11 protein-coding genes are annotated in these 18017 nt (G+C 73.0%); 5 read left to right on the top strand and 6 right to left on the bottom strand.

The features are described 5' to 3' along the window. Window positions 1-11: 11 nt before the first annotated feature. The 6 genes from KIP79_RS42000 to kdpF form a co-directional block, all read right to left on the bottom strand. The gene (locus KIP79_RS42000; protein WP_214110629.1) at window positions 12-3716 is read right to left on the bottom strand and encodes an nSTAND1 domain-containing NTPase; all 3705 of its coding nucleotides are present in this window, start codon (window positions 3714-3716) and stop codon (window positions 12-14) included. A gap of 84 nt (window positions 3717-3800) precedes the next feature. Continuing rightward, on the bottom strand, window positions 3801-6317 hold the full coding sequence (locus KIP79_RS41995) for a DUF4118 domain-containing protein (protein WP_214110628.1): 2517 nt from the start codon (window positions 6315-6317) through the stop codon (window positions 3801-3803). A 6-nt stretch (window positions 6318-6323) separates the two neighbouring features. Beyond that, window positions 6324-7121 carry a potassium-transporting ATPase subunit C gene (locus KIP79_RS41990; RefSeq protein ID WP_214110627.1) on the bottom strand — a complete coding sequence of 266 codons (798 nt, stop codon included), beginning with the start codon at window positions 7119-7121 and terminating at the stop codon, window positions 6324-6326. Then, complete coding sequence (gene kdpB / locus KIP79_RS41985; protein WP_214110626.1) at window positions 7122-9158, bottom strand: potassium-transporting ATPase subunit KdpB; 2037 nt, start codon at window positions 9156-9158, stop codon at window positions 7122-7124. Beyond that, the gene (gene kdpA, locus KIP79_RS41980; RefSeq protein ID WP_214110625.1) at window positions 9158-10804 is read right to left on the bottom strand and encodes a potassium-transporting ATPase subunit KdpA; all 1647 of its coding nucleotides are present in this window, start codon (window positions 10802-10804) and stop codon (window positions 9158-9160) included. Before kdpA ends, kdpB begins: the two co-directional genes overlap by 1 nt. Then, the gene (gene kdpF / locus KIP79_RS49890; RefSeq protein WP_214110624.1) at window positions 10801-10893 is read right to left on the bottom strand and encodes a K(+)-transporting ATPase subunit F; all 93 of its coding nucleotides are present in this window, start codon (window positions 10891-10893) and stop codon (window positions 10801-10803) included. The genes kdpA and kdpF overlap by 4 nt, the downstream gene beginning before the upstream one ends. A gap of 251 nt (window positions 10894-11144) precedes the next feature. Between kdpF and KIP79_RS41970 the strand changes: the two genes are divergently transcribed. From KIP79_RS41970 to KIP79_RS41950, 5 genes are all read left to right on the top strand, one after another. After that, window positions 11145-12008 (top strand): NAD(+)/NADH kinase, encoded by an 864-nt coding sequence (locus KIP79_RS41970; protein ID WP_250214746.1) that lies wholly within the window; start codon window positions 11145-11147, stop codon window positions 12006-12008. Window positions 12009-12095: 87 nt separating this feature from the next. Next, complete coding sequence (locus tag KIP79_RS41965) at window positions 12096-12509, top strand: DUF485 domain-containing protein (RefSeq protein ID WP_214110623.1); 414 nt, start codon at window positions 12096-12098, stop codon at window positions 12507-12509. Further along, window positions 12506-14191 carry a monocarboxylic acid transporter gene (locus KIP79_RS41960; protein ID WP_214110622.1) on the top strand — a complete coding sequence of 562 codons (1686 nt, stop codon included), beginning with the start codon at window positions 12506-12508 and terminating at the stop codon, window positions 14189-14191. Before KIP79_RS41965 ends, KIP79_RS41960 begins: the two co-directional genes overlap by 4 nt. Window positions 14192-14329: 138 nt before the next feature. After that, window positions 14330-16267 carry a hypothetical protein gene (locus KIP79_RS41955; protein ID WP_308170189.1) on the top strand — a complete coding sequence of 646 codons (1938 nt, stop codon included), beginning with the start codon at window positions 14330-14332 and terminating at the stop codon, window positions 16265-16267. A 104-nt stretch (window positions 16268-16371) separates the two neighbouring features. Further along, window positions 16372-17814 carry an aminotransferase-like domain-containing protein gene (locus KIP79_RS41950; RefSeq protein ID WP_214110621.1) on the top strand — a complete coding sequence of 481 codons (1443 nt, stop codon included), beginning with the start codon at window positions 16372-16374 and terminating at the stop codon, window positions 17812-17814. The last annotated feature ends 203 nt before the right edge of the window (window positions 17815-18017 follow it).

The following is an 18017-nucleotide window of genomic DNA, read 5'->3' as shown; positions in this document are numbered from 1 at the left end:
ATCAACTCCGGTCAACCACAGACCGGCTGGTACGGCGTCGTCGGCAGATACGCCGCCCACTCCGCCCGGCTCAGCCCACGCCCCACCGCGGCGCAGATCCGCGCCACCGCCTGGCCGGGATCGAGCGCCCATCGGATGATCCGGCTGTCGTTGCCCCCGGAGACCAGGTCGCCCCCGGCCGTGAACGCCAGCGCGTGCACGGGCGCCTCATGGCCGCTCAGCACGGCCACCTTCGTCAGGTCGGACATGTTCCACACGATGATGGTGCGATCGGAGCCCGCGGAGGCCAGCCACCGCCCGTCCCGGCTGAAGGCGAGCGCCTCGACCGTCCCGGTGTGCCCCGGCAGGGTGCCGAGCTCCTTCCCGGTCGCGGCCTGCCACAGCTTCACCGTGCGGTTGGCGCCCGCGGTCGCCAGCACTGCGCCGTCCGGGCTGAACGCGACGTCCAGGACGGCCCCCTGCCCGGTCCGCAGCCGGTAGCGCTGGGCGTCGGCGGCCAGGTCCCAGCCGACCAGGATGCCGGAGGAGCTGGTCCCGGCCACCAGGCTCCCGTCCGGCGCGTACGCGACACCGGTGGCGAACACGGGCGGGGCCGGGAACGGCGTGGGAGTGGCCTGCCCGGCCGGGTCCAGGGCCCACCGGTGCCAGCCGAGCGCCGCGGCCACCAGCGCGCGCCCGTGCGGCTCGTAGGCCACGTCGGTGGAGGCGCCCAGGCCCTCGTACCGGATGGTGGTGATCTTCTCGCCGGTGGCCAGGTCCCAGAGCACCACCCGGTGGTCGCGGGTGACGGCGGCCAGCCTGGCCCCGTCCGAGCTGAACGCGACCGCCTCGACGTGGTCGGAGTGGCCGTCCAGCCGCCGGATCGGGCGGCCGTCCACCGTCCACAGCCGGACCGTGTTGTCGCTCCCGGCCGAGGCCACCACGGTCCCGTCGGGGCTGACCTCGACCGCGTTGACGGCGGCGCTGTGGCCGGTGAACGGCGGCACCACCGGATCGCGCAGCACGATCTCGCCGCCGAACCCGGCCGACGCCACCCGGCGGCCGTCCGGCGCGAGCACCAGCGACAGGGTCTCCGCCCTGGTCCGGTCCTGGTAGCTGGTCACCAGTTCCTTCCGCCGGTGGTCCCAGATCATGATCATGCCGTTCTCGTCGGCCATCGCGATCAGGTCCCCCACCGGCGCCGAGATGTCCCAGGCGTACGGCTCCAGCCGGGGCAGTTCCCCCGCCGGGACCGGTTCGGCCCCTGTCACGTCCCAGAAGTGCACGCCAAGCTGGTCGGAGGCGGTGACCAGGGTCCGGCCCGGCCCGAACACGATCCGGTGCACGAAGCGGGCCGGGACGGTGGCGTGCGGGCGTCCGGTGGCCACGTCCCAGACCACCGGGTGCCGTTCCTGCCCGGTCGTGGCGGCCAGCAGCGCCCCGTCCTGGCTGAAGCTCAGCCCGCCGACCACCCCCTCCCGCCCGTCGAACACCCGGTGGGTGCCGGCGGGCAGGTCCCACACCTCGATCCGGCCGCCGCCGACGCCGAAGGCCAGCAGGCGGCCGTCGGGGCTGATCGCCATCGCGTCCGAGACCTCCGGCCGGGCCAGCCGGAACACCACCCGGCCGGTGCCGGGCTCGCGGACCACCAGCGTCCCGGGCGTGGGCGCGGGGCCCTGCGTGCGGCCCAGTGAGGCGAGCAGGCCGCCGTCGGCGCTGTAGGCGACCCGGCGGACGTAGATGGGCTTGCCAGGTTCGAGGTGCTCGGCGAAGGTCCGCACCGGGGCCTGCCGCGCCGGATCCCAGATCGTCACCTTGCCGTCGGAGCCCGCGGCGGCCAGCAGGGTGCCGCCCGGCTGGAGGACCACCTCGAACATGTAGTTGCCGCCCGCGTTGAGCTCGGTCCGGCGGCGTGCGGCGGCTGACGCGCTGAGCACGCCCCCGGCCGTCTCGTCGTCGGGGTTGAGCCGGTACGCCGTGACGGCCAGCAGCCCGGCCAGGTCGGGATCGGTGCCGAGCAGTTCACGGGCCTTCAGCGCGACCTGGTGGGAGGTGGCCACCCGCTGCTGCCGGCCCGCTTCCCGGCCCTGCTGGAGGGCCAGACCCCCGCCCGCCAGCGCGGCCACCAGCAGCACCCCCATCACCCCGGCCACCCGCGCCAGCAGGCGCGTCCTGCGCCGTGCCAGGCTCTGGCTGGCCTGGAGGAAGGCCGACTCCAACTGGTTCAGCTCGCCGGCGTTCTCCTCCGCCCAGACCCCGGCGGCGACCAGTTGCGCCCCACGGTAGAGCGCGCCGGGGTCGCGGCGCAGCTCGTGCCAGCGGTGCGCGGCGTCGGTGAGGCCGCGGTGCACGCGCAGGTCGGCCCGGTCGTCGGTGAGCCAGCGGTGCAGCCGGGGCCAGGCCCGGATCAGCGCCTCGTGGGCGACCTCCACCGACTCCTCACCGATCACCACCAGGCGCGCCTCGGCCAGCCGCTCCAGCAGCCCGGCCACCGCCTCCGGCTCGCCGATGCCGTCCAGTTCGGCCTGGGCGATCGGGCGGCGGGTGTCCTCGGTGCCCTCGCCGAGCGCGGTCAGCCGGAGGAAGACCCGCCGGGCCAGGCGCTGCTCCCCTGGGCCCAACTCCGCGTACACCCGTTCTGCGGTCTGCGCGATCGCGCCGTTCACGCCGCCGACCCGCTGGTAGGCGGCGAGGGTCAGCCGCTCCCCCGACCGGTGCCGCCAGGTCTCCTGGAGCGCGTGCGACAGCAGCGGCAACGAGCCGGGCTGGGCGGTGGTGTCGGCCAGCACGGTGGCGAGCAGGTCCGGGTCGACGAACAGCCCGGCCCGGGCGGCCGGCCGCAGCACGATCTCCCTGAGTTCGGCGGCGGCCGGTGGGCCGACCAGGAGCTGGGCCTCGGCCACCGCCGCCACCAGCCCGGGGTCCAGGTGGCCGATGAAGTCGGCCCGCACCCCCACCACCACGGTGGTGCGCCGCCCCGCCCCGAGGGCCAGGTCGAGCAGGGCGGCGGTGAACAGGCCGCGCTCCCGCTCGTCCCGGCAGAGCGTGAAGACCTCCTCGAACTGGTCCACCACCAGCAGCGCGCGCTCGTCGTCGGCCAGCCGGCCGCGCACGGCCAGGTCCAGGGCGGCCGGCTCCTCGGCCAGCTCCTCGCGTAACCGATGCACGTCCACGCCGAACACCTTGGCCACCTGGCCGCAGAGCGCGTCCAGCGGGTGCTCGCCGGGCGTGACCAGCAGGGTCCGCCAGCGCGGGTCACCGTCCCGCGCGCCGAGCAGCCCGGCCCGCAGCAGCGACGACTTGCCGCTGCCGGAGGCGCCGAACACGCCGATCACCGGTGCCCGCCCGGCCAGCTCGCGCAGCCGGTCCACCAGGTGGTCCCGGCCGAAGAACCACTCGCCGTGCTCCGGCTCGAAGGCCATCAGCCCGCGGTAGGGGCAGGGGACCTCGGGTTCGGGCGCTCGCTCGCCGTGGACCGCCGCGGCCGCCGCCTCCCAGCGCTCCCGCCATTCGGCCTCGTCCCCGCCGAGCGCGAGCGCGTATGCGAGGGTCACCTCCAGGGAGGGCAGCCGGTCGCCCTTGGCGGCGTCGGCGAGCGTGCTGGCCGAGTAGTGGGCCCGCTGGGCCAGCCGCCGGTAGCTGATCCGGCCGGTCTGGTCGCGCAGCCGCCGCAGTTGCCAGGCGAGCGCCTCAACCGGCCCCGCCTCCGGGTCGAGCGGGCGTTCCGGTCTCCCCATGGGCCGCCTCCGCGGTGATCATCTCTCGCCGACGCGCGAGACCCAACCACAGCCTGGCGTGCCCAGTCCAGCCATGGGGGACGATCAGTGCGAAATTTCCAGCGAAAGCACCATGGTGAGCCCGCCGCCGGGGGTCTCGTCGGGGATCAGGGTGCCGCCCATCGCCTCGGCCAGCCCGCGGGACAGGGCCAGGCCCAGCCCCACCCCCGTGTGGCTGTCCCGGTCCCCGAGCCGCTGGAACGGCTGGAAGACGCGCTCGTAGTCGCCCGGCGGCAGGCCGGGGCCCCGGTCGACCACCCGGATCTCCACGCGGTCGCCGTACGCGCTGGCGGTGACCAGGACGGCGCCGCCCGGCTGGTAGCGGGCCGCGTTGGAGATCAGGTTGGCCAGCACCCGTTCCAGCAGGGCCGGGTCGGCCAGCACGTCCGGCAGGTCGTCCGGCAGGTCGGTCTTGACCACCTGGTCGGGCAGGTCGTCGATGGCCCTGGGCAGCACCTCGTCGACCGCCACCGGCCGCAGCGCGACGCCGAGCACGCCGGCCTGCAGGCGGCTCATGTCGAGCAGGTTGGCCACCAGCCGGTCCAGCTTGGCCAGCGACTCCCCTGCGGTGGCCAGCAGTTCCTCCCGGTCCTCCGGCGACCACTCCACGTCGGTGGCGGACAGGCTCTCCACGGCGGCTCTGGCCGCCGCCAGCGGGGCGCGCAGGTCGTGGCTGACCGCGGCGAGCAGGGCGGTGCGCATCCGGTCGGCCTCGGCCAGCGGCCGGGCCCGCTCGGCCTCCTGCTCCAGCCGCCGCTGCCGCAGCGCCACCGCGGTCTCCGCGGCGAACGCCTCAAGCACCCGCTGATCGGCCGCGTCCAGCGGCCCGCCGAAGGCCGCCAGCACCAGCTCCTCGTCGATGACCACGTCGGTGTCGGCCTGGTCGGGGCAGGTGGCCGGGGGGCCGCCGGCGGTGGCCACGATGCGCCAGGCCCGGGGGTCGCAGCGGTCGTCCGGGTTGGGCTCGCCCGCCCGCTCCAGCAGGGTGACCGCGCGCAGCCCGAACGTCTCACGCAGCCGGGCCAGCAGCTTGCTGACCGCCGCCTCGCCGCGCAGCACGTGCCCGGCCAGCGTGGCGAGCACCTCGGCGTCCGCCGAGGCCCGGGCGGCCTCCCGGGTGCGCCGGGCGGCCAGGTCCACCACCGCGCTCACCACCACCGCCACCAGCACGTACGTGATCAGCGCGAACACGTTCGCCCCGTCGTGGATGGCGAGGCTGTGCACCGGCCGGGCGAAGAAGAAGTTGAGCAGCAGGAACCCGGCCACCGCCGCGGTCACCGCCGGCCACATGCCGCCGATCAGCGCCACGCCCACCACGGCCAGTAGGAAGAGCAGGATCTCGGTGGGCAGCGAGAGCCCGCCGCGGAACGGCAGCAGCAGCCCGCTGAGCACCGGCAGCCCGACCAGGGCGGCCAGCCACCCGGCCCGCCGCCGGTTCCTGGTGAGCGCCGCCCGGGTGCGGGGCGGCCGGAGCCGCCCGCGCCGCGCCTCGGCGTGGGTGATCATGTGCACGTCGATGGAACCGGAGCGCGCGGTGGTCTCCACGCCCACGCCCCGGGAGAGGATCTGGGCGAACCGGCCCCGCCGGGAGGCGCCCAGCACCAGCTGGGTGGCGTTCACCCCCTGGGCGAAGTCGATCAGCGCGCCGGGCACGTCGTCGCCGACCACCTGGTGGTAGCTGCCGCCCAGGCGTTCCACCAGGGTGCGCTGCCTGGCCAGGTTGCCGGGGTCGCCGCCGGTCAGGCCGTCGGGCCGGGTGATGTGCACGGCGAGCAGGTCGGCGCCCTTGGTCCTGGCGGTGATCCTGGCCGCCCGGCGGATGAGCGTGCCGCCCTCGGGACCGCCGGTCAGCGCGACCACGACCCGCTCCCTGGCCTCCCAGGTGGTGGCGATGCCGTGTTCTGCCCGGTAGCGGTCGAGCTGCTCGTCGACCTTGCCGGCCACCCAGAGCAGGGCCAGCTCGCGCAGCGCGGTCAGGTTGCCGACCCGGAAGTAGTTGGCCAGCGCGGCGTCCACCTTCTCCGGGCCGTACACGTTGCCGTGGGCCATGCGGCGGCGGAGCGCCTCCGGGGACATGTCGACCAGCTCGATCTGGTCGGCGCGGCGGACCACCTCGTCCGGCACGGTCTCCCGCTGGGGCACGCCGGTGATCTCCTGGACCACGTCGTTGACCGACTCCAGGTGCTGGATGTTCACCGTGGAGATCACGTCGATCCCGGCGTCCAGCAGCTCCTCGATGTCCTGCCAGCGTTTGACGTTGCGGGAGCCCGGCACGTTGGTGTGGGCCAGCTCGTCCACCAGGACGATCTTCGGATGGCGGGCCAGCACCGCCGCCACGTCCAGTTCGGTGAACTCGGCGTCCCGGTAGGTGATGCGCTTGCGGGGGATCACCTCCATGCCCTCCAGCAGGACCGCGGTGCGCTCCCGGCCGTGCGGCTCGGCCAGGCCGACCACCACGTCCCGGCCCCTGGCCATGCCCCGGCGCCCCTCGCAGAGCATGGCGTAGGTCTTGCCCACGCCGGGCGCGGCGCCCAGGTAGATGCGGAACTTCCCGCGCGGCATGACCGGTCACCTCCCGTCCAGGGCCAGGTTGAGCCGCAGCACGTGCACCGCGGGCTCCCCCAGGAACCCCAGCGCCCGGCCGGTGGTGTTCGCCCTGATCAGGGCGCGTACCCGGGCCAGGTCGAGGCCGCGTTCCCTGGCCACCCTGGGCGCCTGCAGTTCGGCGTACGCGACGGAGATGTCCGGATCCAGCCCGGAACCGGACGCCGTCACCGCGTCCACCGGCACCACCGCCCGCGCCTTCCCCCGGACGGGCACCGTGCGCCCCGCCGCCAGGTTCTCCCCCGGCCGCGCGCATTCGACCCGCATCCCCTGGTATCTGGCGACGAACGGCGTCGCCGGGCACGGCTGGTTGGCGCTCACCACCCGGTACGGAAACACCTTCACCACCGCCCCCACCCCGTCCGCGCAGTACGGCCGGGCCCCGCTGACCCCTTCCCGCCGCCCGACGGCCACGCTCCGCGCGCAGACCTGGCTGAGCAGGCTCGGTCTCCCCGGCCGGTCGAGCACGTCCTCGGGTCCGAGGTTGCTCGCGGCGGTGGCCAGCGTGTCGTACCCATCCTTCCCCGCCGCGGACGGACGACTCTGGAAATATCCGGATTCGGGAAAGTTCTGGCCGATGAGCTCGCTGCCCACCGTCCTGCCGCCTCCGGCCAGCAGGGATCCGTTGGCCTGGTGGTGGAAGAGGAGCTGGGCCAGCCCGGTCACCGCGAGCGGATAGATCACTCCGGTCAGCACGGTCAGCACCGCCAGGGCGCGCACGGCGGCCCAGATCCGGCGCAGCCAGGCGGGCAGGAGGATCATCTAGCCCATCCCCGGGAACAGGTGGACGAACAGGTCGATGATCTTGATTCCGATGAAGGGGGCGACGACGCCGCCCAGGCCGTACACGTAGAGGTTCCGGCTGAGCAGCTTGGCCGCGCCGGACGGCCGGTGGCGTACGCCGCGCAGGGCCAGCGGGATGAGCGCGATGATGATGAGGGCGTTGAAGACGACGGCGGACAGGATGGCCGACTGGGGGCTGGCCAGGCGCATGATGTTGAGCGCGTCCAGGCCGGGATAGACCGCCGCGAACATGGCCGGGATGATCGCGAAGTACTTGGCGATGTCGTTGGCGATCGAGAAGGTGGTCAGCGCGCCCCGGGTGATCAGCAACTGCTTGCCGATCTCCACGATCTCGATGAGCTTGGTCGGGTTGGAGTCCAGGTCGACCATGTTCCCGGCCTCCTTTGCGGCCGAGGTGCCGGTGTTCATGGCCACGCCGACGTCGGCCTGGGCCAGCGCGGGGGCGTCATTGGTGCCGTCGCCGGTCATCGCCACCAACCTGCCTCCCTCCTGCTCTCGACGGATCAGCGCCAGCTTGTCCTCAGGTGTGGCTTCGGCCAGGAAGTCGTCCACTCCAGCCTCGTTGGCGATGGCCTTGGCGGTTCGCGGGTTGTCACCGGTGATCATGACGGTCCGGATACCCATCCGCCGCATCTCGTCGAAACGCTCCCGCATGCCCTTCTTGACCACGTCCTTCAAGTTGATCACGCCCAGCACCTGGTCTCCCTCCGCCACCAGCAGCGGAGTGCCGCCGGTGCTGGAGATGGCGTCCACCAGGTGCCCGGCCTGCTCGGTCGGGTGGCCGCCGTTGTCCCGCACCCAGCGCAGGGTCGCGGCGGCGGCGCCCTTGCGGATGCGGCGGCCGTCCACGTCCACGCCCGACATGCGGGTCTGCGCGGTGAACGGGACCCAGCTGGCCCCTGTCAGGTCGCGTTCGCGCAGGCCGTACCTTTCCTTGGCGTAGACCACGATGGAGCGGCCCTCCGGGGTCTGGTCCGCCAGGCTGGCCAGCTGCGCGGCCTCGGCCAGTTGCTGCTCGGTGACGCCCGCGACCGGCAGGAAGTCGGCGGCCTGCCGGTTGCCGAGGGTGATGGTGCCGGTCTTGTCCAGCAGCAGGGTGCCCACGTCCCCGGCGGCCTCGACGGCGCGGCCCGACATGGCCAGGACGTTCCGGCGGATCAGGCGGTCCATGCCGGCGATGCCGATGGCCGACAGCAGGGCACCGATGGTGGTGGGGATCAGGCAGACCAGCAGGGCCACCAGCGCGATACCGGTCACCCCGTCCGGGCCGAGGGCGAGGGTGACCGGGTGGCCCGGGTTCTGTGCGACCGCGTAGATGGCCATCGGCTGCATGGTCGCGGTGGCCGTCAGGAAGATGACGGTGAGCGCGGCCAGCAGGATGTTGAGGGCGATCTCGTTGGGGGTCTTCTGCCGGTTGGCGCCCTCCACCAGGGCGATCATCCGGTCCACGAAGCTCGCGCCGGGCTTCTGGGTGATCAGGACCACGATGCGGTCGGACAGCACCTTCGTGCCGCCGGTGACGGCCGAGCGGTCGCCCCCGGACTCCCGGATGACCGGGGCGGACTCGCCGGTGATGACCGACTCGTCCACGCTGGCGATGCCGTCGATCACGTCGCCGTCCCCGGGAATGATCTCGCCCGCCTCGACCAGCACCACGTCCCCCTGGCGGAGCGCGGGCGCGTCGACCACCTCCCAGCGGGACTGGTCGGCGGGGTCGGGCAGGCGGCGGGCGGCGGTCTCCCGCCGGGCCGCGCGCAGGCTGGCCGCCTGGGCCTTGCCGCGGCCCTCCGCCACCGCCTCGGCCAGGTTGGCGAAGATCACCGTCAGCCAGAGCCAGCAGACCACCCCCCAGGCGAAGAAGGACGGCGTCACGATCGCCAGGCCGGTGGCGAACAGGGCGCCGATCTCCACGATGAACATCACCGGGTTGCGCCAGAGGGTGAGCGGGTTCAGCTTGACCAGGGCGGGGCCCAGCTGCCGGGGGTCCACGAGCATCAGCGGATCCCCTCCGCGAGCGGGCCGAGGGCCAGGGCCGGCAGGTAGGTGAGGCCGACCACGATCAGGGTGACCCCGGCCACCAGGCCGACGAACTGCGGGCGGTGGGTGGGCAGCGTCCCGGCCGAGACCGGCACCGGGGACTGGGCCGCCAGGGACCCGGCCAGGGCCAGAACGAAGACCATGGGCAGGAAGCGGCCGAAGGCCATCGCCAGGCCGAGGGCCACGTCGTACCAGGGGGTGGCGGCGGTGAGCCCGGCGAAGGCCGAGCCGTTGTTGTTGGCGGCGCTGGTGAAGGCGTACAGGATCTCGGAGAAGCCGTGCGCGCCGGTGTTCAGCATGCCGGCCCTGCCGGCCTGGTTGCCGATGGCCAGGGCGGTGCCGGTGAGCACCAGGACCGGGGTGGTCAGGAAGTAGAGGGAGGCCAGCTTGATCTCCCGGGAGCCGATGTGCTTGCCGAGGTACTCCGGGGTGCGGCCGACCATCAGACCGGCCACGAAGACGCTGATCACGGCCAGGATGAGCATGCCGTACAGGCCGGAGCCGACGCCGCCGGGGGCCACCTCGCCGAGCATCATGTTGAACATGGCCAGCATGCCGCCCAGCGGGGTGAACGAGTCGTACGCCGAGTTGGTCGCGCCCCCGCTGGTCAGCGTGGCGGCGGCGGCGAAGACGGCGGAGCCGGGCACGCCGAACCTGACCTCCTTGCCCTCCAGCGCGGCCCCGGCCGCCTGGGGCACGGTGGCGTGGCCGGTGAGCTCGGCGGCGGTGGTCAGGCACACGCTGAGCAGGGCGAGCACGGTCATCACGGCGAGGATGGCGTAGCCCTGGCGGGGCTGGCCGACCATGCGGCCGAAGGTGCGCGGCAGCGCGAACGGGATGACCAGCATGAGCAGGATCTCCAGCCAGTTGGTCCAGGGGGCGGGGTTCTCGAACGGGTGGGCCGAGTTGGTGCCGTAGAAGCCGCCGCCGTTGGTGCCCAGCAGCTTGATGGACTCCTGGGAGGCCACCGGGCCGCCGGTGATGGCCTGGGGGGTTCCGGCGAGCGTGGTCACCTCGTGCGCGGCCGCGAAGTTCTGCACCACCCCGCCCGCGGCCAGGATCAGGGCGGCGACGAACGCGATCGGGAGCAGCACGCGTACGGTGCCCCGGGTCAGGTCCACCCAGAAGTTGCCGACGGTGTCCGTGCGGTGCCGGGCGAAACCGCGGACCAGGGCGATGCCGACCGCCATCCCGGCCGCCGCGGAGAGGAAGTTCTGGACCGCCAGCGCGACCGCCTGGACGAGGTGGCCCATGGTGGACTCGCCCGCGTACGACTGCCAGTTGGTGTTGGTGACGAAGCTGATGGCGGTGTTCCAGGCCACGTGGTCGGTGACCGGGGGGTGGCCGAGGCTCAGCGGGAGCAGGTGCTGGAGGCGTTGCAGGGCGTACACCAGCAGCACCGAGAGCAGCGAGAAGGCGAGCAGGCTCCGGGCGTAGCCGTTCCAGCGCTGCTCGGCGTCGGGGTGGACCCCCACCAGGCGGTAGATGGCGCGCTCAAGCCGCAGGTGGCGGGAGATGGCGTAGACGCGGTACAGGTAGTCGCCGAGCGGCCGGTGGGTGAGCGCCAGCACCGCCACGATGCACAGGATGAACAGGGCGCTCACTGGAACCGTTCCGGGAAGAGCAGGGCGGCCACCAGATAGACCGTCAGCACCACGGCGGCCACCAGGCCGATCAGGTTGGCCGTGCTCACAGCCGTTCCACCGCCCGGACCAGCAGCCCGGCCACCGCGAAGACCGCGAAGGTCAGCGCCACGAACACCACGTCACCCATAAATGCCCCTAAATCCGGAAATTTCGTGTTCTGTGCCGTGGCGGTGGTGCACGGCCCTCTGAGCAGAGCAATGCCCGTGAATTTGGCGGTTTTAGGCTTCTTGACGGGTTCTATAACCGGCCGGGCCGACTGTTGACGCGAATGTCACACGGCCCGGCCCATAGTTACGGCATGGGCATGGTGAAAACGGTCGGCATAGTGCTGCACCCCCGCCGGAATCCCCGGGAGGCCATTGACACGATCATCGAATGGGCGCGGCTGCGCGAGGTGACCGTGCTCGGCCTGTACGACGAGGTGGACCGCATCGACTGCAGCGCCGTCCCGGTGGACGCCGCCACCCTGGCGGGCCGCTCCAACCTGCTGGTCAGCCTGGGCGGGGACGGCACCATGCTGCGCGCCATGCGGCTCAACACCGGCCGGAGCACCCCCGTGCTCGGCGTCAACGTGGGCAAGCTCGGCTTCCTCGCCGAGATCGACGTACACGAGCTGGCCCCGGCGCTGTCGGCCATCGACAACCGGCGGTACACGGTGGAGCCCCGGATGGCCGTGCAGACCATGATCCCGGGGACCGGCGAGGTCCGCGCCTTCAACGACATCGCCCTGGTCCGCACCCCCGGGGAGGGGCTGGCCGCGGTGGCGGTCGCGGTGGACGGCGTGCCGTTCGTCCGGTTCGCCGCGGACGCGGTGATCGTGGCCACCGCGACCGGGTCCACCGCGTACAGCTTCTCGGCGGGCGGGCCGATCGTCTCGCCCACCGTGTCCGGCTTCCTGGTGGTCCCCGCCGCCGCGCACTCCACCTTCAACCGGACCATGATGCTCTCGGTGGACGAGGAGGTCACCCTGGAGGTGCTGCCCAGCAGCGGCCCGCTGGCCGTCGAGGTGGACGGCCAGGTCGCCGGACGCCTGACGGCCGGCCAGGCGCTGACCGTCAGCGCCCAGGTCTCGGCCGCCTACGTGGTACGGCTGGGCACCACCACCTTCTACGAGCGAGCCCGCCGCAAACTCCAGGTGATCGGCAGCGCCGAAGCCTACTGAGCTTCCGCGTTTTCCGGAAAAAGCCATGCATCGTGTGGTTTCTTTATGGAGTCGAACAACCACATAGGGTAATCAGGGAGGATCCCCATGACGGGACCGGCCACCCCCGGCGGGGACTTCGCGGCGCTGGCGAGCGACCGGCGGTTCCGTCTGCTCAGAACCAGGTTCCGGCGGCTGGCCACGACCATCGTGGGATCGTTCCTGGCCTGGTACTTCCTCTACATCGCGCTGTCGGCCTTCGCCCGCGACTTCATGGCCCGCCCGGCCCTCGGCCACATCAACGTGGCCCTGCTGCTCGGCATCCTGCAGTTCGCCTCCACCTTCCTGCTGGCCTGGCGGTACTCCCGGTACGCCCGGCGCAAGCTGGACCCGATCTCCGCCCAGCTCCGGGATGAGGCCGCCGAACGCCGGGCCGAACGGGAACGCCAGGAACGGGTCCTGGCCGAGCGCCGCAGGATCGAGAACTGGACACCCCGGCACCGGCGCGGGAGCCACCGATGAGCGGCCGTCTGCTGACCTTCGGGCTCTTCCTCATCTTCATCGTGATCACCCTGGTCATCACCGTCTGGGCCCGGGCCACCACCCGGGGCGCCGACGACTTCTACGCCGGCGGCCGGGCCTTCTCCGGGCCGCAGAACGGCCTGGCGCTGGCCGGGGACTACATGTCCGCCGCGTCCTTCCTCGGCATCGCCGGGATCATCGCGCTCTCCGGCTACGACGGCTTCCTGTACTCCATCGGCTTCCTGGTGGCCTGGCTGCTCACCCTGCTGCTGGTCGAGCTGATGCGGAACGCGGGCAGGTTCACCATGGCCGACGTGCTCTCCTACCGGGCCAGGCGGCAGCCCGCGGTCCGCACCGCGGCGGCCGTGTCCACGGTCACCGTGTCGGTGTTCTACCTGCTCGCCCAGATGGTCGGCGCGGGCGCGCTGGTCTCCCTGCTGCTCGGCATCCACCCCGGGGAGAGCTTCCTCGGCATGTCGGCGGGAGCCGCCAAGGTGCTGACCATCATCGTGGTCGGGATGATGATGATCTTCTACGTCACGTACGGCGGCATGAAGGGCACCACCTGGGTGCAGATCATCAAGGCCGTGCTGCTGATGGCCGGCACCCTCGTCCTCACCCTGCTGGTGCTCGGCCGGTTCGGCTTCAACCTCAGCGAGATGCTCGGCGCGGCGGCCAGGGCCAGCGGCCGCTCCGCCGACTTCCTCCGGCCCGGCCTGCGGTTCGGCAAGGAGATCGACGGCGACCCGCTGCGCACGCTGATCAACAAACTCGACTTCATCAGCCTGGCCCTGGCCCTGGTGCTCGGCACCGCCGGCCTGCCGCACATCGTCAGCCGCTTCTACACCGTGCCCGACGCCCGCGCCGCGCGCACCTCGGTGAACTGGGCGATCGGCCTGGTCGGCCTGTTCTACCTGATGACGCTGGCGCTCGGGTTCGGCGCCACCGCGGTGGTCGGCCAGCAGGCGATCACCGCACAGGACCCGACCGGCAACACCGCCGCGCTCCAGCTGGCGCACTCGCTCGGCGAGTTCGCCGGGGGCCCGGTCGGCGGCGACATCCTGCTGGCCTTCATCGGCGCGGTCGCCTTCGCCACCATCCTGGCCGTGGTCTCCGGCCTGGTACTGGCCTCCTCCACCTCGCTGGCCCACGACTACTTCGGCCACGTGCTGATGCTGGGCCGCCCGCGCGAGTCCCAGGAGGTGGCGGTGGCCCGGTTCGCCGCCTTCCTGATCGGCACGGTGGCCGTGGTGCTCGCGGTGGTGGCCCGCGACCTGAACGTGGCCTTCCTGGTGGCGCTGGCCTTCGCCATGGCCGCCTCGGCCAACCTGCCGGCCATCGTGCTCTCCCTGTTCTGGAAGCGCTTCAACGCGGCGGGCGCGGTGGCCGGGATCTACGGCGGGCTGGCAGGGTCGCTGCTGCTGATGGCGCTGTCCCCGGTGGTCTCCGGCAAGGTCGACCCGGTCACCGGGGCGAGCCTGTCGCTGCTGCCGGCCGGGATCGACTTCCAGCTCTTCCCGCTGGAGAACCCCGGCCTGGTCTCCATCCCGTTCGGCTTCCTCTGCGCGGTCGCCGGCACCCTGCTCAGCCGGGAGAAGGCCGACCCGGAGCGGTACGACGAGCTCTCGGTGCGCGCGCTGACCGGAACCGGCTCCCACCAGACGCCCCGGCACCGCCGATAGAAGTCCACCGCTGCGTCACACGCCGGCCGGAGAAAGTGGCCATCAAGGAACGTGCAAGCGGGATGCGGCTCACTAGGGGACGTACGGGGAGAAGCCCTGGAGGAACCGCACTATCGACCTGCAGGATGAGAGGAAGCCGTGAGCTTGGTACAGGGGTTGGAGGCCTGCTCAGCCGACTTCGCCGACGGCATCGAATTCACACTGGTGGCGGGCGAGCGCGCCCTGCACGTGGACGGTGACCTGCAGGCGGCCCGCCGCTGGTTCGACGACGCCTACCGGATGGCCCAGGGGGCGGGCGACACCGAGGCGATGGCCCGCGCGGCCCTGGGGCTCGGCGGGGTGTGGGTGCACGAGCACCGCACCGCCGCGGAGGCCGGCCTGATCCGGATGCGCCAGCGACACGCGCTGAGCCTGATCGACCCGCGCGGCCCGCTGGCGCTCCGGCTGCGCGCCAGGCTGGCCGGCGAGGAGGACTACCGGAACGCCGAGTACGCCGGCATCATCAAGACCGTCGGGGAGGCCCGCAGGTCCGGTGACACGCAGGCCCTGACCGAGGCGCTCAGCCTGGCCCACCACTGCCTGCTGGCGCCCGAGCACGGCATGCTCCGGGCCGACCTGGCCGAGGAGATGGTCGCCCAGGCCGGGTCCACCGGCCGCCGCGGCGACCTGCTCATGGGGCTGCTCTGGCAGACCGTGGACCGCTTCCTGGCCGGGGACCCGCACGCCGAGCGGTGCCTGGAGGAGCTGCGCTCCCGGCTCAGCCTGCACGACCACCGCGCCATCGGCTTCGTGGTCAGCGCCATGGACGTCATGCTGGCCATCCGCGCCGGCCGGTTCGGCCAGGCCGAGACCCTGGCCAACCTCTCCGCCGAGCGCGGCAGCGCGGCCGGAGACGTGGACACCACCGGCTGGTACGGCGGCCAGCTCGGCACCATCCGCTGGTTCCAGGGCCGGATCGGGGAGCTGGTCCCGGTGCTGCTGGAGATGGTCAACTCGCCGATGCTGAGCGCGGTGGACAACTCCTACTTCGCCGCGCTGGCGGTGGCCGCCGCCAGCGCCGGGGACCGCCGCCTGGCCGCCGGCATGCTGGCCCGGCTGCGCGGCCGCGACCTGGCCGACCTGCCCCGCTCCAGCAGCTGGCTGACCACCATGTTCGGCGTGGTGGAGGCGGCCCACCTGCTGGACGACCACGAGACCGCCGCCCGGGCGCACGAGCTGCTCACCCCGTTCGCCCACCTGCCGGTCGTCGTCAGCATCGGGGTCTCCTGCTTCGGCTCGGTACGGCACGCGCTCGGCGTGGCCTGCCTGACCACCGGCGACGTGGACCGGGCGGCGGAACACCTGCGCGGGGCCGTACAGGACAACCTGGCGCTCGGGCACTGGCCCGCCGCGGTGCTGTCGCGGTGGCGGCTGGGCCAGGCGCTGGCCCGGCGGAACGGCTCGCACGACCAGGCCGCCGACCGGGAGCTGAAGCAGGCCGCCCAGGAGGCCGCCGAACTCGGCATGGTGCTGCCCATCGAGCCCGCCACGACCACCCCGATCAAGTCCAACGACGTCGGCCGGTGCCGGCGGCACGGACGGCACTGGCAGATCGAGCTGGGCGGCCGGACCGTGCTGGTCGACCACAGCGTCGGCATGCGCCACCTGGCCACGCTGATCGCCAACCCGGGCTGCGAGATCCGGGCCACCGACCTGGCGGCCGGGCCCGGCACCGCCGCGAGCGAGTCCGACTCGGGCCAGCCGCTCCTGGACGAGCAGGCCAAGCGCACCTACAAGCAGCGGCTGGCCCAGCTGCAGGCCGAGATCGACGAGCTGGAGGCGCAGCACGACCTGGCCAGGGCCGAGGCGCTGCGGGCCGAGCGGGACTGGCTGATCGACGAGCTGGCCGCCGCCACCGGCATGGGCGGCCGGGTGCGCCGCTTCACCGGCAGCGAGGAGCGGGCCAGGATCGCGGTGGGCAAGGCCATCCGCCGCGCGCTCAGCCGGATCGCCGAGGCCGACCCGGTGATCGGCGAGGAGCTCCGCACCACCGTGCAGACCGGTCTGCGCTGCTGCTACCGCCCCGCTGACCGATAGATCCGCTTGGTTCCATCCCGTGGAACGGGATGTCACGCCTTGAGTGCGGGGCGGCCGGAATCCCTCCGGCCGCCCTGAGCCATCTGGTGCGGCATGCTCAGGAAATGGGGAAATCGATGCGCAACCCGCAAGGACTCAAGGTCCCGATCCGGGTGGATCGCAGCCTGCCGCTGCCCCTGCACGACCAGGTCGCCCACCAACTGCGGCAGGCCATCGAGTCGGGGCAGCTGGCGCCGGGGACCCGGATGCCGTCCACCCGGACCATGGCCGAGGTGCTCCAGGTCTCCCGCGGAGTGGCGCTGACCGCCTACGAGATCCTCTTCGCCGAGGGGTACGTCACCGGCCGGCACGGCTCCGGCACGTACGTGTCGACCCGGGCCAGGACCGAGGAGCGCGGCACGCCCCGGCCGTCCGCGTCGGCGGGGTCCGCGCGGGGCCCGGTGGACCTGAGCCCCGGCCAGCTCACCGCCGAGGCGTTCCCGCTGGCCGCCTGGCGGGCCGCCTGGCGCCGGGCCAGCCACCAGGCGCCCCCGGTGGCCGAGCCGCCTCCGGGCGGCCTGCCCGAGCTCCGCGAGGCGATCGCCGCGCTGCTCCGCGACTCCCGCGGCCTCATCCTGGACCAGCACGAGGTGGTGGTCGTCTCCGGGTACGGCGAGGCGCTCCGGCTGGCCCTGCCCGGCGCGGGCGAGCGGCCCGCGGTGCTCGGCCTGGAGGACCCGGCCCCGCCCGCACTGCGCGCCGCGCTCGCCCGGCACGCCACCGTGCTGCCGGTGCCGGTGGACGGCGCCGGGGCCCGCGCCGACCTGATCCCCGCCGCCTGCGAGGCGGTGCTGGTGGCCCCCGAACGGAACGACCCCCTCGGTGCCCGGATGTCCACCGAGCGCCGCCGGGCCGTCGCCGCCTGGGCTAACAGGCGCGCCGGCCTGGTGATCGAGCCCGCCTTCGACGGCCTGTTCAACCCCAACGTCAACCCGCGCCCCAGCCTGCTCACCGTCGGCGACCCGGCCCGCACCATCATGATCGGCTCATTCCGCGAGCTGCTCACCCCCGCGCTCCGCCTCGCCTTCCTGGTCGTCCCCCGCCACCTGGCCCCCACCGTACGGGCCCACGTCCCACTCGGCCCCGAGCCGCCCTCCCACCTGCACCAGCAGGTCCTCACCGACCTCCTCCACGCCGGCTGCGTAACCCGCCGCACCGACCGCCTCGCCACCCTGTACGCCTCCCGCCGCGCCCTCCTCCGCCAGTCCCTCGGCGCCTACCCGCAAACCACCCTCCTGGGCACCGAAACCGGCACCACAGCCACCCTCCTACTCCCCAAGTCGCTCCCCGCCGCCACCCTCGTACGCGAGCTCCGCGACCGCGACATCATCACCACCGACCTGTCCCCCTACTACCACCAGCACAGCCTCCCCAAGAACGGCATCGTCCTCGGCTACGCCCACCTCGACGAAATGACCCTCCACCGCGCCCTCCGCACCATCACCCAAACCCTCAACCTCCACGGCCTCTCCAACAGCACCCCCAGCCGCACCCGAACCGTCGCCTAACCCGCTGACGGCTCCCGTGCTCCGGGGCCGCCTCCTGGTCAGGGGGTCAGTAGGGGCGCGAGGGTGGCCAGGGCTTTCTTGTTGGGCTTGCCGGTTGGGGTGGTGGGGACTCTGGTGAGGATGGAGATGGACAACTGGGGTCCGGCGGACAAGCTCATCGAGTTCGCCCGGAAGAACAACCAGAAGGTACGCGGACACGTCCT

This window comes from Acrocarpospora catenulata, from assembly GCF_018476525.1.
Classification (GTDB): Bacteria; Actinomycetota; Actinomycetes; order Streptosporangiales; family Streptosporangiaceae; genus Acrocarpospora; species Acrocarpospora catenulata.
Note: the sequence above shows the minus strand (reverse complement) of the source record. Positions and strands in the feature narration are given on the sequence as shown.

Excerpts from the sequence above, each read along its gene's own strand:
- KIP79_RS41960 (WP_214110622.1), top strand. The coding sequence starts at position 12,506 with ATGAGCGGCCGTCTGCTGACCTTCGGGCTCTTCCTCATCTTCATCGTG.
- KIP79_RS42000 (WP_214110629.1), bottom strand. The coding sequence starts at position 3,716 with ATGGGGAGACCGGAACGCCCGCTCGACCCGGAGGCGGGGCCGGTTGAG.
- KIP79_RS41950 (WP_214110621.1), top strand. The coding sequence starts at position 16,372 with ATGGGGAAATCGATGCGCAACCCGCAAGGACTCAAGGTCCCGATCCGG.
- KIP79_RS41990 (WP_214110627.1), bottom strand. The coding sequence starts at position 7,121 with ATGATCCTCCTGCCCGCCTGGCTGCGCCGGATCTGGGCCGCCGTGCGC.
- KIP79_RS41995 (WP_214110628.1), bottom strand. The coding sequence starts at position 6,317 with ATGCCGCGCGGGAAGTTCCGCATCTACCTGGGCGCCGCGCCCGGCGTG.
- KIP79_RS41970 (WP_250214746.1), top strand. The coding sequence starts at position 11,145 with ATGGGCATGGTGAAAACGGTCGGCATAGTGCTGCACCCCCGCCGGAAT.
- kdpB (WP_214110626.1), bottom strand. The coding sequence starts at position 9,158 with ATGCTCGTGGACCCCCGGCAGCTGGGCCCCGCCCTGGTCAAGCTGAAC.
- KIP79_RS41965 (WP_214110623.1), top strand. The coding sequence starts at position 12,096 with ATGACGGGACCGGCCACCCCCGGCGGGGACTTCGCGGCGCTGGCGAGC.